Genomic DNA, 26762 nt, shown 5'->3' on the forward strand with positions numbered 1-26762 from the left:
CACACATAAGAAACATTTTATCATAATTAAAACCGTATATCACTATATTTAGTTGATAAGTAATCGATCCCATTTTAATTACTTGAAAAACCTTCAGACATCAAAAAAAGAAACGTTACACCCACCTCCTCACTGGAATTTAAACGGTATATTTAGTACACTATATGTAATAATCCTAGGCGATGGAGTTCGCCATAAACGCTGCTTAGCTAATGACTCCTACCAGTATACATACTGGTAGGAGTCTATTTTTTTGAGCAATCTATTTAAAGAGGTGAGAAAATTGATTTATATTATCGTCGGCATTGCCGGTATATTAGGAGCTCTTTCTCGTTATTATTTAGGTCTTAATATCACCACATTTTGGCATCATTCATTTCCATTAGCAACATTACTCATTAACTTAATCGGTTGCTTCTTCTTAGCGTGGCTAACTACTTATATCGCCCGGCTAAACATCTTACCTTCAGAGGTCATCACAGGCATCGGAACTGGATTCATCGGTTCCTTTACGACTTTTTCAACATTTAGTGTAGAAACTGTGCAATTGATCAATCATTCTGAGTGGAGCATAGCCTTCTTATATGTATCATGTAGCATACTTGGTGGCCTCATTATGTCTGGCCTTGGCTATACACTTGGGGATTTCTTAATTAAGAAATCTCTTACGGAAGGTGATTACTCATGATAGAAGCCTTATTAGTCGCAACAGGAGGATTTTTCGGTGCGATTACACGATTTGCAATTAGCAATTGGTTTAAGAAAAGAAATAAAACACAATTTCCACTTGCTACATTCCTTATTAATATAACAGGGGCGTTTTTACTTGGATATATAATCGGCAACGGAGTTACTACAGGCTGGCAGCTATTATTAGGTACTGGATTTATGGGCGCATTCACTACATTTTCTACGTTTAAATTAGAAGCCGTTCAACTTCTCAATCGAAAAAATATTAGCACTTTCCTTTTATACTTAAGCGCTACGTACATAATTGGTATCCTCTTCGCATTCCTTGGAATGAAGCTAGGCGGAATATGAAAAAAAGCGACTCTATTGAGTCGCTTTCTTTCATAAGAAATATGTCCCGCCATATGGAATAGAAAATAAACCAGCTGGATGTACATCGTAATGTACAATTTGCATCGGAAGCTGTGAATACGGCATATACTGACTTTGCATCATTTGTGCAAAATATGCTTGTTGTTGCATTTGAATAGCTTGATTCATAGCATGAATTGTTCCCTGTGCCCCAGCCAGCGTAATAGCTGCTCCTACTTGTCTTCCATTATAAAAATGATGGTTCATCATGATTCATCTCACTTATTCTTTTTCTTCCATATGGTATGTTTCTATTTCATAGTGAGTATTTTGTCCCTATTGGTAACCCCTATTTATTGCCCTTTTTCAGCTTTGAAGTAATAAATCCAAATAATAATACGCCAATACCACTAAGGAACAATACATAACTTATCGGTACTAGGACAAAGAAAGGTTCTTCAAGGAATCCATCCGCTCCTACTTTACTGTTTGAAGCATGTATAGTTAAAGAAATAATCGCTAAAATCATGAAAGAAATAGCTACTACGTATTTATTTTTCATTTCACATTCTCCTCTACTCATGTAATTCTCCTTAGATTCTTAACATCATATTATCCAAAAAACCATTAACAGTCAATAATTATTTATCGTTTAACAATAAATAATTATTGACTAGAATAATAACAAAAAGGTTTACGAAGCATATTAAATCACTTCGCAAACCCTCTGTATTATAAATATTTACACTTCAAACCTCTTGCTTAATACAATATACATTGCGCAAAATAGCACGAATATCCCAGCATAAATTAACAAAATCTCTACACTAAACATATCCGACAATGGCCCAAATATTATCATTCCTAGAGGAAGCGCGCATGAATTCGCAATTTGTACAAGACTGAACATCCGTCCGTGCATTGATGGTTCTACTTTTTCCTGCAATAACACAGTAACTGGTGTATTGAAGCACGGCATCGTTATACCAATTAAAAAATTAAATACTAAATACATAATAAATATCGGTGCTATTCCGAGTCCAATCATAAGCAGTCCATATAATGCACAAGCTAGCGCTGTTGTATACATACGATTACGAAAACCACCCCACGCCGCAATTAATACGCCACCAGCTGCCGCACCCGCACTAAAGGTCATCTCACTAGCAGTAAGTCTCCACATTTCGGCCCCGAAAGAACGAGTTACCATTAAAGGTGTTAAAAAAGCAGCTGGACTTATTAAAATCATGATGATAATTAATAAAACGATTAGCCTTTTAATAAATACATTTTCTTTTAAATAAGAGAATCCTTCTTTAATTCCTTGTAGATTAGATTTTTGCTTACTCTCTACATTCACATGTCCTTCCACCTGAATGATAAACATAATACTAATTCCAATCATAGCCGTAATAACATCAATAAAAAATGTTGTTTCAATGCTGGCAATAGAAAGAATCATCGCACTTGCTGCTGGAGAAAGAAACATAATTAAAGATGTAATACTGCTATTTATTCCATTTACTTTCATAAGATACTCTTTCGGAACGATTTGCGGAATTAATGCATTCACAGCTGGCGTTTGTACTCCTGTTCCAGCTGAACGAATGAGTAACACAATAAAAAGTAACCAAATACTTTTATATCCTGTTAAAAATAAAATTGCTAAAACTAACGTCGCAATCGCTATAATTCCATCCGATAACATAATCATCTTTTTACGGTCATAACGATCAATCCAAACACCTGCAAACAAAGATATCGCAATTTGTGGTAGAAAACCGCAAACAGTTGAAATAGTCAACATCACTCCTGATGATGTTGTAAGGGTGATATACCATATAATCGCGTATTGCACGAGAGAGGAACCGAACAACGAAATAGTTTGAGCGGTCAAAAATAATATAATTTTCGTTTTCCAATTGTTTTCACTCATATGTTTCACACCCCCTTAACTAATCCCGTCTCTATATGAAAGATACTATCTGCCCAATCAAGATAAAAACTCGCTTCGTGAGATACGAGTATAATGCTGCCCTTAAACTTAATTAACGCCTTTTGCAAAGCTTCCTTCGCTTCTGCATCTAAATGATTTGTCGGCTCATCTAAAATTAATAAGTTACAAGGTGATAATAATAATCCGCACAGTTTCACCTTCGATTGTTCACCACCACTTAACGTACGAATTTCTTGCGAAACGTGCGTATCCTTCACTCCACACGCAGCTAAATGATGGCGTATTTCCTTCATATTCAGTTTAGGAAACTGTTCTGAAATAATTTGAAGCGGCGTTAAAGAATCATTGCTCCAATTTAAATCTTGCTCATAATATCCAATCTTTATTTGCTCTGAAAAGTGAAACTCTCCAGAAATACTATCAATATTTCCAACGATTGTTTTTAATAAAGTAGATTTTCCTACTCCATTGAAACCTGTAATAACAAGTTTTTGCCTACCCATTACTGAAAAATTCAACTTTGGTAAGAGAGCGAAGTCGTAACCAACTTCAAGAACTGTCTGAACTGAAATGGGAAGTTCCTGAAAATGAATAGACGGTTTATGAGTAAAACTTGGTGGCGCAATTCTTTCCATACGCTGTAATTGTTTTCGACGACCTTGCGCTATTTTTGAATTCACCCCAGCAATATTTCTACGAATATACTCTTCCGTTTTTTCAATTTTCTTTTGCTGTGCATAATATTGGCGAATATAATCTTTTCGCAAATGCTCCTTCTGCCTTACAAAATCTGAGTATTTTCCGTAATACTTCTTAACTGTCCCGAACTCTACATCACATATGCAAGAAGTTACCTTTTCCAGAAAATCAAAATCATGTGATATGACAATAAACGCTCCTTCAAAATTCATTAAATAATTAGCAAGCCACTCCACATGCTCCTTATCAAGAAAATTCGTCGGTTCATCTAGTAATAAAATATTAGGCTCTTCTAATAAGAGCTTCGCTAAAATTACCTTTGCACGCTGCCCTCCGCTTAATTCACCAATAACACGATCCATCCCAATCACATCAATACCTAAGCCGGATGCCACCTTATTCGTAATACTATCTACTGAATAAAAATCATGAGCCTCGAGCAGTCCTTGAATTTCTGCCGCTTTCAATAGTTGATTTTCATCTCCAGTCATCGCACTTTCTTCATATAACTTGTTCATTCTCTTTTCCATTTCATACAAATCATAAAAGGCTCTCTTTAAATATTGAGAAATGGTATAACCCTCATCAATTTCTGCGTATTGATCAAGATGTCCAATTTGAATATTTGGTTGCCACTTTATGTCTCCCTTATCAGAAATAATTTCCCCCACCAATATTTTCATTAATGTGCTTTTTCCTGCACCATTCTGCCCAACAATTCCCATATGCTCCCCTTTATGCAAATCAAAAGAAGCATTTTCGTATAATACTTTATCTATAAAACTATGTGATAAACTTTCAACTTTAAGTAAACTCATTTTTATTCCTCTTTTCCTGAAATTAAAAAAAGCAGAGAGATAGCGTCATTCGACACTAGCCCTCTGCTTCATGGTTTTTCCTATACTACTCCAATTTATAGTAAAGACTCATCGGAATAATATACACAAAGGGCCATAGACAAAGCATTGTCTATGGCCCCTTAATCTATTTTATACACCAGCTGAAAAACCATAACGAAATAAGCATAGATAAACTATACTTTTTTAGAAAAGTTATTCAGCCGATGAATATAGGGGATTTATACCCCTTGATTAAGCTCCGTACAACGCTTCACCGTATACATTTGTGCGGAGCAAAGTTTTCTAATGAGTTTTACAAATTTTATATAAAGCATATTCTGCACCTTCCTTAATACTTAAAAGGGATTTTAGCATACGTTTTTACGAAGCGTCAACATTACTTCCGAATCTTTCAACTACTTGTTTTCAAAATATTGCTTCTGAAACATACACATTCTTATCGCATTATGATAGTTACCATCAACGAAAAACTCATCGATAAGCTCACCTTCTACCATAAACCCAACCTTTTTATAAACATGTACTGCTTTTTCATTTTCCTTATCCACAACTAAATATATCTTATGCATATTTAATACAGCGAAAGCATAATCCATTGCTAAACGCGTCGCATCCACTGCATAACCATATCCTTGATAATTCGGATCAATAATAATTTGGAATTCTGTTCTACGGTGAATATAATCGATTTCTACTAACTCAACTAATCCAACCATTTCATTGTCTTTCTCAACGATAAATCGGCGTTCGCTTTGATCATGTATATGTTTATCGTATAAGTCTTGCAGCTCCACAAATGCCTCATACGGCTCTTCAAACCAATACGACATAATATGCGCATTATTATTCAGTTCGTGTACAAACTTTAAATCTTCTCGTTCTAATGGACGTAACTTCAATTCCTGATTCATTCCTATAACCTCCAAGTAAAAGAAACCTCTTCACTTAATTTCTCAATTTTTTTCGATTTCAAACGCCCTAATTTCATTGTAAACTTTCAAGCAACTTGAAGGTCAAGATGTAAAAAAGTAGTGCAAACTTATGTCTGCACTACTACTCTTTTCTCAAATCTCTCATATTCGATATGTATAAAGCAATAACTAAAACAAGAATTGCTCCTGCGTATAATAACGTCTCCATCGGTTCCTCATGAGACACAATAATCAATCGAATTAAGGCCGTAATTCCGATATAAATAAAATAACGTAACGGGAAATGATAGTTCGATTTAAAATACTTAATAATTAATGCAATGAACTCGAAGTATAAGAAATAAACGATGATACTTTCAACCAATTTATAAGACGTATACTCTTTTGCCGAAAAAATATACTGCACAAACGTAATTGTCTCATTCACTAAGAAAATCGATAACACAATGGATAATATAATTAAAGCTATATTTAATATCCATTGCAAAACACTAGCTATAACATGATCGATATTAAATGACTTCATTTTCTCTTTAGACTCCCCTTCGTATAAGTACTTATTTATTATAGCAAAATTACGATTGGAAAGAAGTTAAATCATATATTCGTCCTTTGTTGTTGCCAGTGTAGGGGAGATTTAGTGTGTGGAGAATTCTGTTTACAACCATACCCGACGAAACATGGAGAAACTCTTTCAAATTACCGTTCGTACATGTCGTACTAATGAGCAATGCATAATCTCGTATAGCATCCTCATGTGCCACTTTTGAAAAATCTTTACAACTTGTACAACGCCAGCCCTTCTTCACTTTAACCATTGGAATAACTAAGCATTTCTCACATTGTACTCCATTTAACAACTCCTCTTTTTCTATTTTATATTGCTCAAGTATATTTTGTTGAAGTGGAGAATGCTCCGTTATTATTTGATGAATGAGCCTATCTACATTATCTATAACTTTTCTCTTATATTTACTTTCAAACCACTTTATTTTATGAAGTAAATTTGCACTATGAATAATTGTATGAAGAAGATTGTCATCTGAAGATTTTATAATGGTACGAGGCGAGCTAATAACAACGAGGGACTCGATTGGAAGACTAGAGGAAAATCCATGTAAGCTTAACCACTTCTTTAATTGTATTTCTTGCCTTTTTATTTGTAAAACCGGATCTGGAAATCCCTCTGAATTTCCTTCTGTTATTCGGATAAGTTGATTAAACTTTGCATCAAACATTAATGTACCTGCTATATTTTTTATCTCAAGAAAAAGAAGAAACTTTGTGGAAATGATAATAGTATCAATTTGAAAGTATTGATCATGATTAGATAAGCGAACATCATGTAAAACACTATACTCTTTCTCAGAAATAAAACTAAGTGGATAATCAATTGCTTGCTCCCCTTTATACCCCGCCATGTGTTTTGCCAAGTTTTCTCCAATTAAATTTCGTTTTGGATGATGTACAGGTAACCTTCTAAGCAGTGCTTCTAACTGTCTTATATAAATCGGCATTTTTCTTTCTTTCACAATCACCTCAAACACCCCTTTACAAATATATCAACGATTTTTTCAATATATCTATCATAACTCACAATATATCAACGATTTTTCCAATATATCTATCACAACTCACAATATATCAACGATTTTTCCAATATATCGATTGGTCGACAATATCTGACACTACCTCACTCCAATCACTCACAGCATATCCTAGAAAAACACCTTCAGCAAAAACTTAAAATCGTATTTTCTCATAAAAAAACCATAACCCGCTCCTCCAGCAAAGTTATGGTTTTTAACCCTGCAATGCCACTCTATCTATAACTTTGCCGTGAAGTCCACAAAATCCATTTGTACTTATAGCAACTTTCACTTTTTTCACACTGAAACTATATACCCCCAAATCGTTTCACAACGTTATTACTTCCGCATAGCTACAATTTATATAATAACGGTACAGTACAAATAACGTGCTGAATCACTAAGTATGGGGGCATAACGATGAACGAAGCGTTGCTATTAGTAGACATACAAAATGATTACTTTGAAGGTGGCAATATGGAATTACATCAACCTGAAAAAGCCGCACAAAAAGCGAAAGAAGTTTTGAAAGCATTTCGTGAAAAACATAAAACAGTTATTCATGTACAACATATTGCGAACAATGAAGGGGCTACTTTCTTCTTACCTGATACATTAGGTGTTCAAATTTATGATGATGTACAACCGATTGCTAACGAAAGAGTCTTACAAAAACACCACCCCTACAGTTTTTCTCAAAAGTTTTGCACTACAATCGATTAGCTCTATTAGCAATTACATTATTATTAGCGGCTTTCCTTCTTCTTTACAATGTATTTTTTGGATTACTCGTAGGCACTACAGCAAGCTAGCGACTTTTTATAAATATGAACATTTTTTAGGAATTAGTTTATCTTTTTTTAATGTTTTATTTAGAGGCAGTTTATAGTCGGGGATTAACATAAGAAACGTAGCAACTAAGTTCATATATGACGCACTGCTACTATAATCGCTAACCGTACTACTTGAAATCATAAAATAAGGAGACGATAAAACATGAACAAAAAAGCAAAAGCACTATCATCCGTACTGCTCGGATTCACATTAGCATTAACAGGGTGTGCTGGTACTAAAGCTGAAGAAAATCATGGGAAACAAAAACAAGAACAAGTTGCTAAAGAAACAAAAAAGGAAAATAAATTAACTAAAGGGCAAAAAATGGCTAATATTCTTAGCGAGACAAATTGGCAAGGTACACGAGTGTATGACAAAGATAAGAATGACTTAACAAAAGAGAATGCAAACTTCATTGGTCTTGCAAAATATGATGCGAAGTCCGGCAGATATGAATTTTTTGATGCTAAAACAGGTGCAAGTCGTGGTGATAAAGGCACTTTCTTTGTCACAAATGATGGGAAGAAGAGAATATTAATTTCAGAATCAATGAAGTATCAAGCTGTCGTTGACATGACAAAACTAAATAAAAATGTATTTACTTATAAACGAATGGGGAAAGACGCTAACGGTAAAGATGTAGAAGTTTTCGTTGAACATGTCCCATATAAAGAAAAAGAACTTTCTTTCACTGATCCGGACAAGCAGCTGAACACGACTACAGGAGATATTGTTAAAAACGTTGATGGAGATAAAATTTTAGGCAGTACCCTTTGGCATGGAACAAAGGTATTAGATGAAGCTGGTAACGATGTAACACAGTTTAATTCGAATTTTATAAGTTTAGCAAAATTTGATGACAAATCTAATAAATATGAGTTTTTCAATAGCGAAACAGGTCAAAGCCGCGGTGATTATGGCTACTTCGATGTTGTACACGAAAATAAAATAAGAGCCCATGTTTCAATTGGAAATAACAAATACGGTGCTGCTCTTGAACTTACTGAACTAAATAAGAATAAATTTACGTATAAAAGAACTGGTAAAGACCAAGCTGGTAAGGATATAACTATATTCGTTGAACATGAACCTTATAAAGGTGATATGAAGCCACAATTTAGTTTTTAAATACGTTTGATTAAAGATCCTGTACTGAGTTGCAGGATCTTTCTTATTAAGCAAGAGAACGAAAAGACGAAAAACATGTAGCTTTTCGTCTTCACAATATTTCCACCTTATAGTTGATGATTTACAAAACCTAAAAACATACCGATACAAAATAAAATAAATCCAATTAGAATTAAGGGAAGAGTGAAGCCACCCCAAGCTGGTTTATTAGCAAACGCCCTTATTTTAAAATTAATCCTCGCTAAAGACATGATAACGATACCCGCTATTGATAAAATTGTAGTTACATAAGTCATCTAGAATAATACTCCTCTTCTATATTGATTTTATATCTCTGCAAACCATCTACATAAGTGTTACAGTCCACTATTCATACATGTCATCCCAATTGTAGCAATCCAGCTTTGTGCACATCATTTGTAAAATTCATTCTTCATTCCTAAAAAAAGACAGAACCAGACGGTTCGGTCTTTTTTGTTTTATAATAATCTCTTTTATTTTTGCTACAATACCTTTTTCTTATAAATCTTACGCCAACACAGCTTTTGATTAACTTATCCTGAAATATTATGAATTTGCGTTCAACTTATCTAAAATACCTTTATCTATTTTTGCTTGATTCACTTTAGCTATTTTAGAAACAATCCCACGGCGATCTTCCCAATCAATCAAATAATATTGATTTTTTTCCAATTCATTTTGCAAGGAAATTTTCAGTTCTCTTTCTTCCCCTTTTTTATCGTACACCTTCTCATCGTAAACATGATACGTAAGAACTTCTCCATTACTCAATTTTTCGTTTTCTACTTTAGAATCAGTCGTTACTTTTACATAATATTGTTTAGTCAAATAGTATCCATTCCCTGACTTCATATAGTAGAAAGCACCTCCTACTATAGCTAATAACACAAAAATTCTCATGATCCATTTCATATGATAATACCTAACCTTTCTATTCTACTTGTAAGATTTATACCCGTTAAAATATAAATCTTCCTTACCTTAAGTATGCTTTAACCATACAGATGGTACAATCCAGTTTCCTTACACCCACATTACATTTTTGTAATCCTATCATTTTACAAAAGTTTCTTAAGTTGGCCCAAAACAAAGGAACATAAAGTTTTATTCCTCCAATTGCCACACTTTTAGCAACACTTGTCCAAGTAATAGGAATTTCATTTCAATCCATTTTACGTGAAGAAGTAAATCAACGCCGATTAACTATATTAGGAATTACATTATTAATCAGCCCTCATCAATCGGGCTGCCCGGCAAATAGAGGAATAAAATTTGTGACTAAGTAAAAAAGCGCCCTACTTATAGGGCGCTTTTTTTATACTTAATGACTAATACTAGCTGTTGGATATAATGTTGTTCCTCCAATTGAAACTTTTATTTCATTTGTTAATGGAACGTTTTGTTCATTAATAATTGTTCTCCACCATTCCCATGCAAGACCTGTACATTCTCTTGCTACAATTTTTATATTTTTTGAGTTCGGTGGAAGAGGGATAACTGTAGAGTAATGAGCCGTTTTGTCTTTTCCACTACCATCCCATGTTTTATGTGTTAGTACTTCGTTACCCTTTTGATCAAATGTGAATTCATCCCAAGATACATCAAATTGAGCAACGTAAGCACCGTAATGATCAAGTGTCATTTTAGCACTTGAATATTCTGTAGTTGTCGTCTCAATATAATCTGTATTGTTATGAACAGCAGCAGTTGCATTATCTTTTAAGAAAGTACTTGTATATGAAATTGGGTATGCTGGATTTTTAAGACTTAATTCAGCATTATCTTTAATAATATTTCGGATTTCATTGAAATCTTTAGTAACAACCTTGTTATGCTCTTTCGCATCTCCGCCTAATACTACAGCAGTAAAGGTACTTTCTTCAAAAATATCTTTATACTGTCCACTTGTTTCAACACTGTTATCCTTAAGTAAAGCTTTAAAAGCAGCTTGTACATCTTTGCTCTTAGATGTTGTTTCTAATTTTACATAAATCGTTCTACCATAAGCTACATTTGAAACCATAACAGGTGGAGCCGAATTACTTACGCCTTTTCGAGTTAACTCATCAAAAGTAACGCTATTATCAAAAAGGTCGGATGGATTGTTAGGTAGTTCAGCACTTACCGTATAAAATATTTGCTTATACGCCGCTACCATCACTTTTTTCTCTCCATTTGCAACCGCATTAAAATCAATGTTTAGACTGTTATCAAGATATTTAGCGTTAACATTAAGAGCGCTTGCGATTTGCGATTTACTATAAACCATGGATTCCGTATACTGCATTCTTGCAGGCAACGTATGTGTTGTAGAATACTTTTCATTCCAAGTAGATACTAAATCGTCTACTGCTCCAGCTACATTACCATATGTCGGATTTTGGACAGTGATTGTATTTTCTTTTCTCATGCCCGGTAAGTCTATACTAATATTCAAAGGCTTTCTCTTAGCCACTAATAAACTCGGTTGATTGTCTGCAAAAGCTTTATTTGCAAGTTGTACAGCTCCTGGATACGTGCGATTCACTACAGAATCAATAATTGAAATATCGACTGGTGACGTTGTAAGTGATTTTTTTTCGCGTTCTACTACTACAAATTTACCATTTGAATTGATACTTTCTTTCGGAACAAAACTCTCTACTTTATCACCATTTACAGCTAAAACCTCTTGATTATTATATTTAAGATTTGCTATACCAGTATCAATGCCACTAGCATTTTTGGTTACATCAGTTGCATTACTTGCTTGTGTTTCTGCGAAGGAAATAGATGAATAATTAATAGTGCATAGACTAACTAATAAACATGCAAGGAACTTTCTTCTTTTAGTGTTTTTCTTAATATTCAGAAAAATCACCCCGTTCTTTTTTTAGTAAAATATGATAATGATTGATAAATGATTGCTAACTAATAAATTTACATAAATGCTTTTAAAAGTTCTTGAATTAACGGGATTACGCCACCTACAAATTTTAAAACTGCCATTGCGATTTCCATATTATTTCCTCCTTTTTATTGCTACGAAAATATGATTTATCTTTATGCCCTCATTATAGTGACCCCTTACACTTTTATCAATACACTCTGATATGCAATATTACATATAAAAAAACAAGCTGAATTCTTTTAAAAAATTATACAGAGATATTTTTTCCACTTGGTACATACTTGAAAAGGTGAAGCATTCTTTTGCATTTTATGAGTAATCACATAAAAAAGCTACTGCCTATAAAATACAGACAGCAACTTCAACTAGAGTGTCTTGCATAATCTACGCAAGACATTTTATAACTAATAAACTGCTATTGGCCCATAAGGACCATTAATAATTTCTATTTTTGTTTCAAAAATATCTGTCAAAAGTGTTGAGTCCATAACCTCTTCTACTGTTCCAAAAGCAGCAATTTGTCCATCTTTCATAGCACAAATTTTATCCGAGTATTTAGCTGCAAAATTTATGTCATGCATAACCGTCAAAATTGTTCTTCCAAATTCATTAGCTGCACGTCTTAAATGCTCCATCATTTGAACAGAACGAGCAACATCAAGGTTGTTCAAAGGTTCGTCCAAAAGTACATATTCCGTCTCTTGGCACAGTACCATCGCTACATATGCCCTTTGTCTTTGACCACCAGAAAGCTCATCTAAATATCTATTCTCTAAACTAGTTAAATCTAAGAAATCGATATATTTAGAAATGATAACCTCATCTTCTTTAGTCAACCTTCCCTTTGAATAAGGAAAGCGCCCAAATCCAACTAATTGTCTAACTGTAAGCCTAGTTACAAAATGATTTTCTTGTCGCAATATAGTCAAAACTTTTGCTAAGTCTTTTGATTTGGATTCAGAAACATCCATATTTGCTACCTGAATTTGGCCTTCATCCATATCTAAAAGTCTGCCAATCATCAAAAGTGTCGTTGACTTTCCAGCACCATTTGGTCCAATTAAAGAAGTAAAGCCTGCTTTTGGTATTTCAATATCCAAAGGTCCTATTTTTACCTTATCAGTATAGAACTTTTTAACATTATCAATTTTTATCATAAAGCCCTCTTCCTTAAAACTATAGTTAAGAATATGATTCCACCAAATAATTCAATAATAACTGAAACTACACCTTGAGCATGGAATACATGATACATTAAAAAGTATGCGCTCGTCATTATTAAAAATCCTATAGCAAAAGCCATCGGAAAAATATATCTATGATCATAAGTTGACGCTGCCTGATAACTCAAAGTTGCCACTAAAAAGCCGTAGAAAGTAAGTGGCCCAATTAGAGCTGTTGAAATGGACATTAAAATAGCTACTAATACAAGCGTATAAATTACACTAGGTTGGTATTTAACTCCAAAAGAAGTAGCAACATCTTTTCCTAGTGATAAAACATTCAAATTCTTAGAATGAGCAAAAATTAATACCGCTACAATTATGATCATAGGAATTACAATAGGAAAATATGCAGGATCTGCATGATTAACAGAACCAAATAATCTTGCTTGTAAAATATCAAATTCTGAAGGCGCAAGTAGTTTTCTCATGAAAGTTGACACTGAATTTAGCCCGGTACCAATAATAATTCCAACTAAAAGCATAAGTTGTAAATTCCCGTATTTACCGGAAAGTAACCATCCATAAAGTATCAAACTCATGAAGACCATAACAACAACTTGGAATAAAAATGATCCAATTCCATTAAAATTTATTAACGCACTAGCACCAAAGAAGAATACTGTACTCGTTTGAATTGCTGAATAAAGTGATTCGAAACCTAAAAGCGATGGAGTAATAATTTTATTATTCGTAATAGATTGGAAAGCAACTGTCGACAAGCTATGGCAAACCGCAGCAATAATCATTGCAACAATAGCTACTATCCTTCTCTTAACGACTGGGATAAAAGAAGGTGAATCTATCGGAACTGGATTGTTATAAACTAAAAGTCCATATGAAGAAAGAAGACCTAAAGCAATCAATGTTATCAGTAAAATCCAATAACGTCTTGCTTCCTTCTTAGACCGAAAAGCGCTAGCTGATCTACTTTCATTATGAAGGCTAGAATCGATTTCGACATTTTCTTTTTTTCTATATTCTAATGTGATCATCGTAGCCTCCTTGGTTTTCTTTGTCTCAATAAAATAGTAATAAACACGACTGCTCCCACTGTTGCAAGTATTAAAGAAACAGGTAATTCAAAAGGCTGTATAATTGTTCGAGAAATGATGTCACAGGCAGTTATTGATCCCATTCCGATCACACAAACCCAAGGTAAATTACTCCTAAGATCATCACCTCTAAACATTGAAACGATATTTGGCACAATTAATCCTAAGAAAGGTAAGTGTCCGATAACAGCTGCAACAATTCCAACTGCAACAGAGATAAGAGCAGTCCCAAAAAGAACAATTCTATTGTAATTAACTCCAAGACTTGTTGCGACATCTTCTCCTAGTCCAGCTAAAGTCAATCTATTAGCATACATAAAAATAAGAAAAGTAATGATAACAATCAGCCATAAATATTCATATCTTCCCACCTGAATGTTAGCAAATGAACCTACAAACCAAGTTTCAATACTTTGCGTCTTTTGAAAAAGGAGTCCTAAAAAAGTAGACACTGCAGAAATTACTGCTCCAAGCATCAATCCAATAATCGGAACAATTAAAGACGAACGAAGCTTAACTCTTCTTAAAAATAGAAAGAAAATCATAGTTCCTATAAAAGAAAAAATGATTGCACCAGTCATTCTTTGAACTAAAGTCGGGGCAGGAAATAATAAATACACAAAAAGCAGGCCTAAGCCTGACCATTCAATAGTCCCCGTTGTAGTAGGTTCAACAAAGCGATTCTGTGTAATGAGTTGCATTACGAGCCCTGCCATCGCCATCGCAGCTCCAGTAAGCATTAATGCAGCTGTTCTCGGAACACGAGTTATGAAAAACATCTCTGTCCCGTCCTCTTGTCCACGTATATCATAAACTCCAGTAAACAGTGATATAATCCCTAAAATTATAACAACTATAACTGCTATTATAAAAGGTTTTGTCCATATTTTATTTTGATTATAAAACTGGGGTTGAGAAATATTCTCAACCCTAGAAATCATATTTTTTGACACTGTTTCGTACCCCTTTACACTACTTAGCTAAAGTTTTTGCCATATTTCCAAATAACTCTATATAAGTTTGAATTGATTCATTTGTGTAAGTATCTTCTGGTGCATAAATAACTTGTTTTTTAGAAACAGCAGTTGTGTTTTGAAGAGCAGGTGATTTAGAAATAACATCCTTAGCAGGTGTTGACTTAGCTGCATCAGATGTTGCAGCATCACGATCTAATACGAAAATCCAATCAGGATTTGTTTGTGCAATAGCTTCAACAGAAACGTCATCACCTTTATGACCTGCAGTAGAATTTGAAACTTCTAACGCTGGAGTCCAACCGAAAATTTCATACATTGGTCCCCAAACACGACCAGAATGTGGAGCAGCAAAACCAATATTACCACCAGTAACGATAACACTCATAACTTTATCTTTTCCGTTATAAGCAGATTTTGCTTTTTCAATAGATTTATCAAAATCAGCTACTAATTGTTTAGCTTCTTTATCTTTATTAAAGATTTTTCCTAAAGTAATTGTAGAATCTTTAAGTCCTTTTACTAAGTTTTCGCCAGGCTTAGTAGCTTTCTCAGAAACATCAAAATTAAGATCAATAACTGCTGCATTTGGTACTAATTTTTTGATTTCTTCGTAATGGTCAGCAAATCTTTGACCAACAATTACAAGTTCAGGATTTGCCGCTGCAATAATTTCTAGATTTGGTTCACGGTGATTCCCAATATTTTGAACTTTTTCATCCTTTTTATATGCTGAATCAGCAGGCATGATATCCTTTGGAGCAGCCGCTAATTTAATTCCCCAATCAGATAAAGTTTCAAACGTTCTGTTATCCAAAGCAACTACATTCTTTGGGTTTACAGGGACTTTAACAGTTCCATGAGCATCAGTGATTTCAACCGTTTTTGGCTTATCACTACCATTATCTTTATTATTAGCCTTCGAAGTTTCTTTACTTGAATCTGAGCAAGCTACTAACATTAAAGTGAAAACTGCTAGAATACTCACTAATTTTAAAAGCATAGATTTTTTCATATGTATACTCCTTATAGTGTGATTTATTTCGAAAATGATGACATCCATAGATTGAATTAGAAAGTAACTTTTATTCAATTGAATCGCTATTGATAATCATTTTCATTTGAATATCCTGTTAATTAGTATAGTCATTAATTCTGTGAAAATCTTGTGAATGGTGTGAATTCATAAAATCAGGCAAACAAAGTAATATATGAAGTCGGGCGTGTTGATTAACCTTTATTCTTCAGAGCATGTCGATTTTTTTCGAGTAGACACTTTCAGTAGATCTGGTCTCAACTCGTCCCCTCCACACTACCTAAAAGATGCTCATTAATAGCTAATGTTTTCATAATCCATTGCCTGATAGAAATATTCTTTTTACAGTTTTCATCTATTAATATTTCTCAGAAACTATTTGATTATCACATTTAACAAAAAAAAGAGTAAAACTGAATGAAATAGTTTTACTCTTTTTCTATTACCTTATTTTATCATTCAATCATTGAATAGCCTCTACCATGTATCGTTTGAATATATCTGTCTTTCTTCTCGCACTTTAACTTTTTTCTTACATACCCAATATATAAGTCTACTACATTTGGATTTACTACTACATTATATCCCCATACTTGATTCAAAAGCATTTCACGGCTCAATATTGTGTTTTTATTCTTGATTAAAAATACAAGTAAATCGTACTCCCGCTTAGTAAGCGAGAGTTTTTCGCCACCTTTTTTCACAATATTGCTAGATGCATCAACAAAGAGATCTTTAAACTGAAAAAAGTTTATCTCCTTTTGCTGGTTACAATCACTTCTCCTTAAAATCGCTTGAACCCTTGCTACTAATTCTTCTTTCGCAAATGGTTTTCTTATATAATCATCTGCTCCTGCTTGTAACCCTGCTACGCAATCCTTACTAGAAATATTGTCGGTCACAATAATAATCGGTGTCGTTTTAACAAGTCGTATTTGTCTACAAATTTCTGGTCCCGGTATACTTAATGAATCCCAATCCAATATGATAATATCCCAATCTTGTTCATATATTATATTTAAACCTTCGTTTTCATTGTGAAGTTTTAAAATGAAATCGCCTTCTTGCGTTAGACCGCTTACGATTTTCTTTGCTGAAGACCGTTCATTTTTAATCACCAACACCTGCTTCACCGATGGTTCACCTCTACTTCAATATAACTTATTTAGATAAAAAATTATCCCGAAAAAACAATTTAAGATTTATAAATTTAAAACCCCTAAATAATCCATTAAAACAGCTTATTAGGAGAACTCTATATAATCTTACAATAGGTATGGATAAAAAGACAAAATATATAAACATTTGAATAAAGTATAATAAAAATAAATAATCACCAATCGCTCGTTTACGAGTATCTATAGTATCTACTTGCTTATCATCAATACCCATTTCTTCATTTTCTATTTCAGGGGTAACGCTCCATCAACTTAAACATTTTATAAAATTACAAAACAAAAAGAACCATAACCTCACCAAACCGGAAAATTATGTTTCATATCATACAATGTCACTTTACCTATAAGTTGACCAGAAAACACTTATTTTTGTAGATGGTTATCTAATTATTCAACAGAATTGGAAGCATAAATTGGCCGTAAATTAATTATTAACCCATAAGCTGACAGCAAAATTCACAAAACAGCAAATTAAAGTTTCAGCTTGATGGGCATGGAAGGACAACAAATCAAGCTTTAAAAATAAGTTTATAATACTAAAGCTGCTTTATGAAATTAAGCTCATACAAACTTATATTGATGGCTAGGTGTTATTGCCCCATATCTAATAAGTTGATAACTTCTGTGACGATATACGACCATTCTTCCACATTGGGATCGATCACTTTAGAGTGCTCTGCGGATGGTATTTCCACCATTTTCACTTGATCCCCAGAAGCATCTGCTACACGCTTGTAGTTATAACTAATTCCGATTGGCACATTAATATCGAGTGATCCGTGAATAAGAACTTGTGGAACCTGAAGGGGCAATAATTGAATTGGAGAAGCCTCCTCATAACGCTCTGGAACCTCTTTCGGTGTCCCGCCTAACAAATCAGTTACAGGATGGTTATTTTCTTTACCGAATTCTGATAGACGTAAATGATGGACATCATCCATTAGTGCAAGATCGTTAACTCCTGCTAAACTTATTGCTCCCTTAAGAGAAAGCGGTTGATCAGTAATTCTTAAAACACTATTTTCCGGTAGTTTCTTACGACCCGCTAACCATAAAGCCAAATGACCTCCTGCAGAATGCCCAATAGCAATAACCCGGCCTAAATCAAGATGATTCTCTTCCGCTATTTGTTGTAAATAGTCGGTCGCATTTGCAGCATCAATTAAAGTGCCTGGCCATCCTCCACCTTCATCGCCAACACGACGAAATTCAATGTTCCAAGTCGCTATACCCCTTGACGCCAAATCTTTTGCTACAGGTTCCATCATATCTAAGCCCCAAATATTTTTCCAAAATCCACCGTGCAGAACAATTGCAACGGGATAAGGCCCCTTTCCTTCTGGGAGACGCAGATCCCCAAACTGCAACTGATTTTTTCCATAAGCGAATCGTTTATTTCGTATACTCATAAGAGCACCTCCGTGTTTTTCTTTATAATTTTTCATCTAGAACCTAAACGTAGTTAGGTTATTCTACAAAGTTAGCTTAATTTTCTGCTTCAACTTGTCTACTGTGCAAAAAAATGTTTTTCTTTTTTACCAGATAACATTCCTGTTGCAATGAGTAATGCAATAATAACAGGGTTTTTCTTTGTTTCATGATTTATTTTCATTCGCTCCAAAGTTATACAAATTAATAAACAGTAAAAGCCCAATTCAAACAGTGATGTTCAAATTGGGCTTTTTAAAATGCCTGCGACATTCGTCGGGGTGTCTATTCATTATGACTAGCGTTTATTTTTATCTGTACCTTTTGTCTTTATTTAAACCCGTATTTAAACCATTATTTAAAGCGTGGGAAGAGTTTAAGAGCATTATTTCTTGAAATGTCTTCGATAGTTTTATCATCGAAGTTTGGATAATTAGAAATTCTTTCAATCATTTCTTTTGTCCAGTCTTCAGGAGCATAGTGTGCATCACTACCAAATAAAATATGTGATGAATCAGTTGTATCTTTTAAAGCTTCAAAAGTTGCTGGTTGAGTAGAAATTGCTGTTTCAAAATAGAAATTGCTGATATATTCTTCAGGGTCTTTTGTTAGTGTTGTCCATCTTTCAGATACTAATGGATCATTCATCCAAACTTTAGCTGAACGGTAAGATTGTCCGATTCTCCATTTTAAATATGGAAGTGTACCACCTGCATGAGCAAGGATAAATTTAATATTTGGACAACGTTCGATTGTACCACTTAACACAAGGTTAGCAGCCGCACGAGTTGTATTGAATGTAAACTCTGCCATGAAGTCCGCTGTTAAGAATCTTGCGCGTGGGCTTGCTTCAACTGGTGCACTAGGGTGAATAAATACTACTGCATTACGTTTGTTTAATTCATCCATTAATTCGTCAAAGATTGGGTCACCTAGAAAATGACCATTATAGTTAGATAATAAACCAACGCCGTCTAGTTTAAGTTCATCTAAGGCATATTTTAACTCTTCAATTGATTCTTCAACGTGTGGAAGTGGTAAAAATGCGAAGCCTCCAAAACGTTTTGGATATTTAGCAATCATTTCTGCTTGGAATTCATTAATACTGCGAGCAAGTTTTTTTGCTAAATCAGGATTTGCAACAGGAATTAGACCAGGTTCGGAAATAGAACCGATACCAACTTCAATTCCTAAACGGTCCATCATTGCAATGCTATCTTCAGGAGTCCATTTTTTGATAGGCATGCCTCCTGATTTTGCAACTCCAAAATATTCAAGAGTTGAACTGTATTCCTCTGGAATAATGTGATGGTGAACATCAATAAGACGTGATGCTTTCATAATAAATCGTTCCCTTCATGTTGTATTTTATACAATATGTTCATTAGTTTACTTATTGTCAATTAATGAACGCTTTGTATATAATAATTTTATCAAGTTATGGATTTTGGTCAATGTGCAAAAAACTCTATAATGTCTTATAAAAGACAATTCGATACATATCGTCCAAAAGATTTGAAATTATAGACAAGGAGAAGGAACTATGTCTAAAAATAAAAAAATTGATCCTCGTGTAAAGAGAACTACTAGGTATTTAAGGGATGCTCTTATTGAGCTTCTGGAAGAAAGAGATTTGAATACGATTTCTGTTCAAAATATTACAGATAAAGCGGAGCTTACTCGTGGCACGTTTTATTTACATTACCAAGATAAGCAGGATTTTCTTTTGAAAAGTATGGATGAGACGTTAGAAGAATTAATAGAACGAGTAAAACCTAAAGAAATAAATGGAACAATCCAAGAAGTTAATGAACATAATCCACCACTTTCTTTTTTAAGGCTTTTTGAATATATAGCCGAAAATCATGATTTTTTTAAAGTGATGTTAGGGGATGGAGGGTTACCAGAATTCCGACGTCGTATGTTACAAATTGTTCAAGAAAAAGTATATGGTGATTTATTATCTTCTATTGTAGAATCTGATGAAGAATTAGGTATTCCAAAGGAGATTTTTACTAGCTATATTACTTCAGCACATATAGGTGTCATTAGTACTTGGCTAGAAAATGGTATGAAATATAGTCCTGCTTTTATGGCCGCTTTGTTAACTAAACTAACCTTACAAGGACCAATGCGGGTTATAGGATTAGAGAATAAAATCAGGCTTCCAAAATAAATTTTTCATACTTAGGGGTAGCACCACATCGCTATCAAGTTAACAAAATAAAATACCCCAAAAAATGAAAAAATACGCTATTCTTTCTGTAGAATCACAGGAAAGGATGGCGTTTTTTGTATGTCATTTGGTTGGCGGGACCCTTATATGAACTAAAGAGCTGACTTATTAACCCATTTTTTTATATTGGAAGCATAAGTTGGCCGTAAACTAAAAGAAGCATAAGTTGGCCAAAACGGCCGCCTTATGCTTCTTGTTATATATAAAATAAAAAAACCACCAAATATGTATTGGTGGAGACGGTGGGAGTCGAACACCTACTAAATTATAAGTTGTAAAAACCGCTTAAAACACTTATATATTAACGGTTTGTATATTTTAAAATTTGATGAATAAATGCAAAATTTTATTCATTTGATACCAAATTGTGACCACTAAAAACAAAAGAGCACAGCGTGTATATAAGGTGTTAGCGCACCTTATATACCGTCCGCCTACACCAACTAGGCAAACACTTGCTGAAACTCTTTATGTACCCCATTTTATCGTACATAAGGGTCTCCTCGCAACAGTTTGCTTACATTTTGCGGCATTCTGTTGCTTTTTTGTTTCGACAAAGGAGCCTAATAGTATGAGAAAAAAGTGTATTGATGTCATAGCTCAAGAAGAGTCCTATCACAATTTATCCACATTTACTGATGTCGAAGAACTAAACAAAGTAGTTAGAACATATAGAGACGTCATTCGAACGTCTGTTACACGTTCCGATGTACAAGCTACACTCCTTACATTACTTGAAATTTTAAAGCGCCATAGTTGCAAATATGTAGGCGTTAGTTTCCTTTGCAAAAATTCAATTGCTGACATGATAGGAGTTTCCTATAAAACCGTGCAACGTTTAATGAAAAAACTTGTGGATTTAGGTATAGTGAAACAAGTTTCTATGAAACGTAAAAAAGATATGTTGCAAACCTCGAATGCGATTATCATTCAACCCATTGTGGAAGAAGTGTCCGGCAAGGAGTATACAAAATGTTCTGCAAAGTGTCCTATCAATAAAACAACTACTACAACCTTAAAACAAAAGAGTAAACATATACATAAACGTAAAGAGGACGTTTCACAACCTATTCAACATGATGTAGATTTCATCGATTACCGTGTACCACCATCTATGCGTGGGAAATTAGGACATGCTTTTGATTCAAAAGTGATTAATGAGTCTTTCAAAAATGCGAAAAACATCGCACAGAAAGCTACCAAAAAGTGTAGCTTACTAGCGGATACGGATATCTTCCACAACCTTCTTGCGAATGCTTCTTCTGTCTTGTTCTCGAAAATGCATACATACGAGCATAACGGTACATTGATGAAAAATCCAGTTGGTTACTTTACACGCACGTTTAAAAACATGGTCTATCACTATATCGACAGTTTTAGGGATATTCATACCCTTTCACAACGTAAGGCGCGTGTTCATGCGAGTAATCTAGCTATTTTCCAGCGATTCCTGGAAGGATAACTGTGCCCATTATTGCCATGCTGTAGGATTCACGTGAAACAGTCATGATTATTTTGGTTGAACGGTGGTCGATGCTGAAGTTGTAGCTGTTACCCATCTAGAAAGCACCATTCTGAGAAAAAAGAATCACAACTTATCGTCATCATTTGAACAAAAATGAGGTAGATGTACATGAAATATGGCTATGCACGCGTAAGTACATGACAGCAGGACCTGGGGTCCCAAATTCAAACATTGCAAAAGGAAGGCTGTGAAGAAATGTATGCTGAAAAGTTTACGGGAACAAAAACAGATCGTCCAAAGTTTCAGGAATTAGTATCTATCTTACAAACAGGGGATACGCTTGTTGTGACAAAACTAGATCGTTTTGCCCGTTCCACAGTTGACGCGATACAAATCATTCAAACCCTATTTGAAAAAGGGATAAAGGTCCCTATACTCAATATGGGATTAATTGCAGATACACCAACAGGTAGGCTTGTATTTCATGTAATGAGCGCATTTGCTGCATTCGAAAGAGATATGATTGTAGAACGTACACAAGAAGGCAAAGCAATTGCAAAGCTACATCCTAATTTTAGAGAAGGGCGACCTAAAAAATGTAACCAAAAGCAAATAGAACATGCTTTATTCCTTTTCCATCCTCATTCTTACAAAGAAGTGGAAGAAAAAACAGGTATTTCGAAACGTACACTTGTGAGAGCAAAAAGGAAACAAATGAAAACGAGGAATCCACAACCATGACCCCAAAACAGTCAAACCCTTGTGACCGTTTTGGGTCACAAACATACGAAAAATCGTGACCATTTTCAAGCTATACAGCGCATCTTACAGTCACATGCGTAAGGCCTTACGCATCACTGTAAGGCCGGGAGCCCTTGGGAGAGTAAGCGTGAGGGATATCCTTACGACCCTTACAGTGAAACGTAGTTTCTTATTTAAAATAATACATAGTATATTTTTACTCTATATAAAGAAATATAGGGGAAAATGCGTAAGGATTATACCTACCAGGGTATACAAACCCATTCATAACAAGGGTTCATGGCCCTTACGCAATTTTAAACATGCGTAAGGATTTTTTGGTGATAAAAAAAGAAGGAGGCATACACCTCCCTTTGATTCCCTTATAAGCTTGGCGGGTTAATTGCCACACCGTAAGGATTCGTGCCCACCGCGATGGTCGTTACCTTCGCGTACGACGATGCGTCTATCACCGATACGCTGTTACTATTATAGTTCGTCACCCACACCTGGTTATTCGCTGCGTCCACTGCCACATCCCAAGGACTCGAACCTACCGCGATGGTCGTTACCTTCGCGTACGACGATGCGTCTATCACCGATACGCTGTTACTAACCTGATTCGTCACCCACACCTGGTTATTCGCCGCGTCCACCGCCACATCTTCAGGATTCGAACCCACCGCGATGGTCGTTACCTTCGCGTACGTGGATCCCTCTATCACCGATACATTGTTACTACTGTAGTTCGTCACCCACACTTGGTTATTCGCCGCGTCCACCGCCGCATAGCGAGGACTCGAACCTACCGCGATGGTCGTTACCTTCGCGTACGACGATGCGTCTATCACTGATACATTATTACTGCTGCGGTTCGTCACCCACACCTGGTTATTCGCCGCGTCCACCGCCACATAGCGAGGACTCGATCCCACGACAATTGTCGTTACCTTCGCGTACGACGATGCGTCTATCACCGATACGCTGTTACTAACCTGATTCGTCACCCACACCTGGTTATTCGCCGCGTCCACCGCCACACCTTCAGGATTCGAACCCACCGCGATGGTCGTTACCTTCGCGTACGACGATCCCTCTATCACCGATACATTGTTACTACTGTTGTTCGCCACCCACACTTGGTTATTCGCCGCGTCCACCGCCGCATAGCGAGGACTCGCGCCCACGGCAATCGTCGTTACCTTCTCAAACGAAGTCCCATCTATCACCGATACATCGCTACTTCCGCTGTTCGTCACAAACACATTCCCCACCGGCAAAGGAGGCGTAGGCCCAGTATGTCCCGTTGCCCCTGTCGGCCCAGTTGGCCCCTGTGGTCCAGTATCCCCATTGTCTCCTTCTGGCCCAGGAATACCTGTTGGTCCAGCTGGCCCTTGTGCCCCTTGTGGCCCCTGCGTTCCTGGGTCACCTTTGATCCCCGGTGATCCCGCTGCTCCTTGCACGCCTTGCGGTCCTGTGTGTCCGGCTGCTCCTTGGGCACCCACTGGCCCCTGTGATCCTGGTGGTCCTTGCGCCCCCGCAGGACCTGTTGGTCCAGTAGAGCCAGACGGCACATGAGAGGTAATGGTAACCGTAAACGTGAGCGTGTTAAACAATTGATTTTTCACCGCTACACTCGATGTCAACAGTTCCGCTACAAAAATGGAAAGTGCGTTATATAAAGATTGCATCATATTGGAAATTTTCCCGATTTGCGCGACACCATTTAATTGATTACTCGTACCCAGTAAGAGAAACAAACTAAATCGCGTGGCATTTCGGCCATCTGCTGTGGGGAATTCATCCAGTAAGAAGTTGTAGAGGAGGTCCAGTTCTGTTTTCAGTTGCGCTTGCGTAGCTGGCGTAGGATTGTTCACATAATTCGTAACCGCCGCTTGTAAATTCGCAAATAAGTTCAGCAGCGCGGCTTCTTGCGCAGGGGTAATCGGAACAGTCGGGGTAATCATGGGCACGATGTTGGATGCATCCAGCTTTTCATTTTTTTCATGATTCTGCTCATTTGTCATCGCTGTTTCCTCCTTGCTTGTTGTGCGGATTCCTAGGTTGCACCAAAAAGGAAGTGCCTCCATGTTCCTTCCCGAACAATGTATCTGCTGCGCCAAGTGGTCCCGTCGGTCCGGTAGGTCCTGGAGGCCCAGTTGGTCCCGTAGGCCCTGTCGGCCCGGTCACGCCATTGTCGCCCTCTGCCCCTTGTATCCCTTGCGGCCCAGTTGGTCCTGGTGGTCCTGACGGTCCCTCTGGTCCTTGGTCCCCTTCTTGCCCCTGTAGTCCAGTGACGCCTGGTGGTCCCTGTAATCCTGGCGCTCCTGGTACCCCTGCTGGTCCAGCTGGCCCTAATGCCCCTGGTGCGCCTGGTGGTCCCGGTGGTCCCGTTTCCCCTTGTACGCTGTTCAGTTCTGTCGATGTCACCGCCATTACATTCGTCAAAATCGTAAACAATTGATTCGTAATGGCAGGCGAAGATGTCACTAAAGACGCCACAAATACAGACAATGCGTTATAGAGTGCCTGTAACAGCTCCGCAATTTGTCCAACCGGTGCGGTCAAACTGGCTAACGCACCCTTCGTGCCAAGCAGCAGAAACATACTATACCGCGTCGCATTGCGCCCATCGGCCGTGGGAAACGTGTTTAGTAAAAACGTGTATAACTGATCACAGGCTTGCTGCAGGGCTTGATTCGGCAATATCGTCGGATTATTAAAATAATTGACAACCGCTGTTTGTAACTGTTGAAACAGCGCGATTAGCTGCGCCTCTTCCGCCGGTGTAATCGGAATAATCGGTACCAATAGGGGTCCCACATTCCCATTCTCTTGTTTCATGCCAACATTCCTCCTTTTTTGAGCGTTTGCACACACTGTATCCACGGCTTATGCCCGCCCATTGCTTCTTCCATCCAAAGCAAACGTTGCCGATCACTTGTAAAATAGTACACCTGCGGTACAGGCTTCCCCCTTTTTTCTGCATGTTTCACAAGCCCCTCATACCGGCGCATATTGCAAAGTGTGTAATGCAAATTTTCTCCAGTATCGATCTCCACAATATACAGTTTCTTCCGGTCATACCAATACGCTGCCGGCACCAGCGGGTCCCGTTTCGAAGAAGATAACAACTCTTCTTGCCACTGCCACGCCGGATACCCACACCAAGCCCAGATTTCATTTCGGTATAAGACATCGTAGATGTCTTGCAACCCACTAAGCATCGTGACATGAGATGTCCCCAGTAACGCACCGCCCTTGCGATTGAGTCCAAAAATATGACGAGATGGCTCTTGAATGTTGTGCAAATACGGACGCAAATGCTCGAGTTTACGCAGGATACTCCGCCGACTATACGCGCCCATATAGGCAGCTAATTGCCCCGTCGTGGTCCACTCTAGCTGCTGAATGATCGCCAGCATTTCTAAATCGGTCACGATGGATTCGGCCATTCCCTTTTTTGTCATCCTAC

General features: G+C 36.4%; 26 protein-coding genes, 1 pseudogene and 1 riboswitch. Of the genes and pseudogenes, 7 read left to right on the forward strand and 20 right to left on the reverse strand.

Annotation, left to right across the window (positions count from 1 at the left end):
• Window positions 1-169: 169 nt before the first annotated feature.
• Window positions 170-229: riboswitch (Fluoride riboswitch) on the forward strand.
• Between the two features lie 54 nt (window positions 230-283).
• Window positions 284-688, forward strand: coding sequence for a fluoride efflux transporter CrcB (crcB, locus tag MHH55_RS19920; RefSeq protein ID WP_000639315.1), 405 nt, complete (start codon window positions 284-286; stop codon window positions 686-688).
• Window positions 685-1041 carry a fluoride efflux transporter CrcB gene (crcB, locus tag MHH55_RS19925; protein ID WP_000568587.1) on the forward strand — a complete coding sequence of 119 codons (357 nt, stop codon included), beginning with the start codon at window positions 685-687 and terminating at the stop codon, window positions 1039-1041. Before crcB (MHH55_RS19920) ends, crcB (MHH55_RS19925) begins: the two co-directional genes overlap by 4 nt.
• Before the next feature lie 30 nt (window positions 1042-1071).
• On the opposite strand, the gene MHH55_RS19930 is transcribed toward crcB (MHH55_RS19925), so the two are convergent.
• The 7 genes from MHH55_RS19930 to MHH55_RS19960 all read right to left on the reverse strand — a co-directional run bounded on the left by MHH55_RS19930 (window position 1072) and on the right by MHH55_RS19960 (window position 7021).
• Complete coding sequence (locus tag MHH55_RS19930) at window positions 1072-1311, reverse strand: DUF3947 family protein (RefSeq protein ID WP_000980930.1); 240 nt, start codon at window positions 1309-1311, stop codon at window positions 1072-1074.
• A 79-nt stretch (window positions 1312-1390) separates the two neighbouring features.
• Window positions 1391-1603, reverse strand: coding sequence for a DUF3955 domain-containing protein (locus tag MHH55_RS19935; protein ID WP_031312823.1), 213 nt, complete (start codon window positions 1601-1603; stop codon window positions 1391-1393).
• A gap of 180 nt (window positions 1604-1783) precedes the next feature.
• A complete protein-coding gene (locus tag MHH55_RS19940) occupies window positions 1784-2977 on the reverse strand; it encodes an MFS transporter (protein ID WP_048538385.1) in 1194 nt (397 codons plus the stop codon).
• A gap of 5 nt (window positions 2978-2982) precedes the next feature.
• Complete coding sequence (locus MHH55_RS19945; protein WP_078186714.1) at window positions 2983-4515, reverse strand: ABC-F family ATP-binding cassette domain-containing protein; 1533 nt, start codon at window positions 4513-4515, stop codon at window positions 2983-2985.
• A 437-nt stretch (window positions 4516-4952) separates the two neighbouring features.
• Window positions 4953-5468, reverse strand: a complete 516-nt coding sequence (gene speG, locus MHH55_RS19950) for a spermidine N1-acetyltransferase (protein WP_001071089.1) — start codon at window positions 5466-5468, stop codon at window positions 4953-4955.
• A gap of 142 nt (window positions 5469-5610) precedes the next feature.
• On the reverse strand, window positions 5611-6015 hold the full coding sequence (gene psiE / locus MHH55_RS19955; RefSeq protein WP_000834708.1) for a phosphate-starvation-inducible protein PsiE: 405 nt from the start codon (window positions 6013-6015) through the stop codon (window positions 5611-5613).
• A 49-nt stretch (window positions 6016-6064) separates the two neighbouring features.
• Window positions 6065-7021, reverse strand: coding sequence for a nuclease-related domain-containing protein (locus MHH55_RS19960; protein ID WP_078186717.1), 957 nt, complete (start codon window positions 7019-7021; stop codon window positions 6065-6067).
• Between the two features lie 477 nt (window positions 7022-7498).
• Here MHH55_RS19960 and MHH55_RS19965 point away from each other — a divergent pair.
• Both MHH55_RS19965 and MHH55_RS19970 read left to right on the forward strand, forming a co-directional pair.
• Window positions 7499-7771, forward strand: a pseudogene (locus MHH55_RS19965) (isochorismatase family protein); the annotation flags it as partial.
• Between the two features lie 303 nt (window positions 7772-8074).
• A complete protein-coding gene (locus MHH55_RS19970) occupies window positions 8075-9040 on the forward strand; it encodes a DUF4822 domain-containing protein (protein ID WP_001034145.1) in 966 nt (321 codons plus the stop codon).
• Window positions 9041-9147: 107 nt separating this feature from the next.
• Here the strand turns inward: MHH55_RS19970 and MHH55_RS19975 are convergent, their stop codons facing one another.
• The 10 genes from MHH55_RS19975 to MHH55_RS20025 all read right to left on the reverse strand — a co-directional run bounded on the left by MHH55_RS19975 (window position 9148) and on the right by MHH55_RS20025 (window position 20189).
• Window positions 9148-9336 (reverse strand): hypothetical protein, encoded by a 189-nt coding sequence (locus tag MHH55_RS19975; RefSeq protein WP_000222858.1) that lies wholly within the window; start codon window positions 9334-9336, stop codon window positions 9148-9150.
• Window positions 9337-9607: 271 nt separating this feature from the next.
• Window positions 9608-9973 (reverse strand): YxeA family protein, encoded by a 366-nt coding sequence (locus tag MHH55_RS19980; protein WP_002164645.1) that lies wholly within the window; start codon window positions 9971-9973, stop codon window positions 9608-9610.
• A 409-nt stretch (window positions 9974-10382) separates the two neighbouring features.
• Entirely contained in the window at window positions 10383-11921 is a 1539-nt protein-coding gene (gene alo / locus MHH55_RS19990; RefSeq protein WP_000576727.1) for an anthrolysin O/cereolysin O family cholesterol-dependent cytolysin Alo, read from the reverse strand.
• A 434-nt stretch (window positions 11922-12355) separates the two neighbouring features.
• On the reverse strand, window positions 12356-13108 hold the full coding sequence (locus tag MHH55_RS19995) for an iron ABC transporter ATP-binding protein (RefSeq protein WP_000590071.1): 753 nt from the start codon (window positions 13106-13108) through the stop codon (window positions 12356-12358).
• Window positions 13105-14169, reverse strand: a complete 1065-nt coding sequence (locus MHH55_RS20000) for an iron chelate uptake ABC transporter family permease subunit (protein WP_000631245.1) — start codon at window positions 14167-14169, stop codon at window positions 13105-13107. The genes MHH55_RS19995 and MHH55_RS20000 overlap by 4 nt, the downstream gene beginning before the upstream one ends.
• Window positions 14166-15182 carry an ABC transporter permease gene (locus MHH55_RS20005; protein ID WP_000042077.1) on the reverse strand — a complete coding sequence of 339 codons (1017 nt, stop codon included), beginning with the start codon at window positions 15180-15182 and terminating at the stop codon, window positions 14166-14168. The genes MHH55_RS20000 and MHH55_RS20005 overlap by 4 nt, the downstream gene beginning before the upstream one ends.
• A 19-nt stretch (window positions 15183-15201) precedes the next feature.
• The gene (locus MHH55_RS20010; RefSeq protein WP_000749448.1) at window positions 15202-16218 is read right to left on the reverse strand and encodes a siderophore ABC transporter substrate-binding protein; all 1017 of its coding nucleotides are present in this window, start codon (window positions 16216-16218) and stop codon (window positions 15202-15204) included.
• A 476-nt stretch (window positions 16219-16694) separates the two neighbouring features.
• Window positions 16695-17372 (reverse strand): response regulator transcription factor, encoded by a 678-nt coding sequence (locus MHH55_RS20015; RefSeq protein ID WP_048538383.1) that lies wholly within the window; start codon window positions 17370-17372, stop codon window positions 16695-16697.
• 635 nt (window positions 17373-18007) lie between these two features.
• Complete coding sequence (locus MHH55_RS20020; RefSeq protein WP_000027824.1) at window positions 18008-18826, reverse strand: alpha/beta hydrolase family protein; 819 nt, start codon at window positions 18824-18826, stop codon at window positions 18008-18010.
• 373 nt (window positions 18827-19199) lie between these two features.
• Window positions 19200-20189: an amidohydrolase family protein gene (locus MHH55_RS20025; protein WP_033689835.1), complete on the reverse strand. Its 990-nt coding sequence runs from the start codon at window positions 20187-20189 to the stop codon at window positions 19200-19202.
• 199 nt (window positions 20190-20388) lie between these two features.
• Between MHH55_RS20025 and MHH55_RS20030 the strand changes: the two genes are divergently transcribed.
• From MHH55_RS20030 to MHH55_RS20040, 3 genes are all read left to right on the forward strand, one after another.
• Window positions 20389-21021, forward strand: coding sequence for a TetR/AcrR family transcriptional regulator (locus tag MHH55_RS20030; RefSeq protein WP_078186713.1), 633 nt, complete (start codon window positions 20389-20391; stop codon window positions 21019-21021).
• Between the two features lie 631 nt (window positions 21022-21652).
• Window positions 21653-22543 carry a helix-turn-helix domain-containing protein gene (locus MHH55_RS20035; protein ID WP_078186712.1) on the forward strand — a complete coding sequence of 297 codons (891 nt, stop codon included), beginning with the start codon at window positions 21653-21655 and terminating at the stop codon, window positions 22541-22543.
• A 213-nt stretch (window positions 22544-22756) separates the two neighbouring features.
• The gene (locus MHH55_RS20040) at window positions 22757-23287 is read left to right on the forward strand and encodes a recombinase family protein (RefSeq protein ID WP_254849744.1); all 531 of its coding nucleotides are present in this window, start codon (window positions 22757-22759) and stop codon (window positions 23285-23287) included.
• Window positions 23288-23670: 383 nt separating this feature from the next.
• Here MHH55_RS20040 and MHH55_RS20045 read toward each other — a convergent pair whose 3' ends face one another.
• Genes MHH55_RS20045 through MHH55_RS20055 form a run of 3 tightly spaced genes read right to left on the reverse strand, consistent with a single transcriptional unit; the run spans window position 23671 to window position 26757 of the window.
• A complete protein-coding gene (locus MHH55_RS20045; RefSeq protein WP_176116576.1) occupies window positions 23671-25314 on the reverse strand; it encodes a virginiamycin B lyase family protein in 1644 nt (547 codons plus the stop codon).
• Window positions 25304-26131, reverse strand: coding sequence for a collagen-like repeat preface domain-containing protein (locus MHH55_RS20050; protein ID WP_078186710.1), 828 nt, complete (start codon window positions 26129-26131; stop codon window positions 25304-25306). Before MHH55_RS20050 ends, MHH55_RS20045 begins: the two co-directional genes overlap by 11 nt.
• The gene (locus tag MHH55_RS20055) at window positions 26128-26757 is read right to left on the reverse strand and encodes a hypothetical protein (RefSeq protein WP_078186709.1); all 630 of its coding nucleotides are present in this window, start codon (window positions 26755-26757) and stop codon (window positions 26128-26130) included. Before MHH55_RS20055 ends, MHH55_RS20050 begins: the two co-directional genes overlap by 4 nt.
• Window positions 26758-26762: the final 5 nt, after the last annotated feature.

The organism is Bacillus sp. FSL K6-2944, from assembly GCF_038005385.1.
Taxonomy (GTDB): Bacteria; Bacillota; Bacilli; order Bacillales; family Bacillaceae_G; genus Bacillus_A; species Bacillus_A cereus.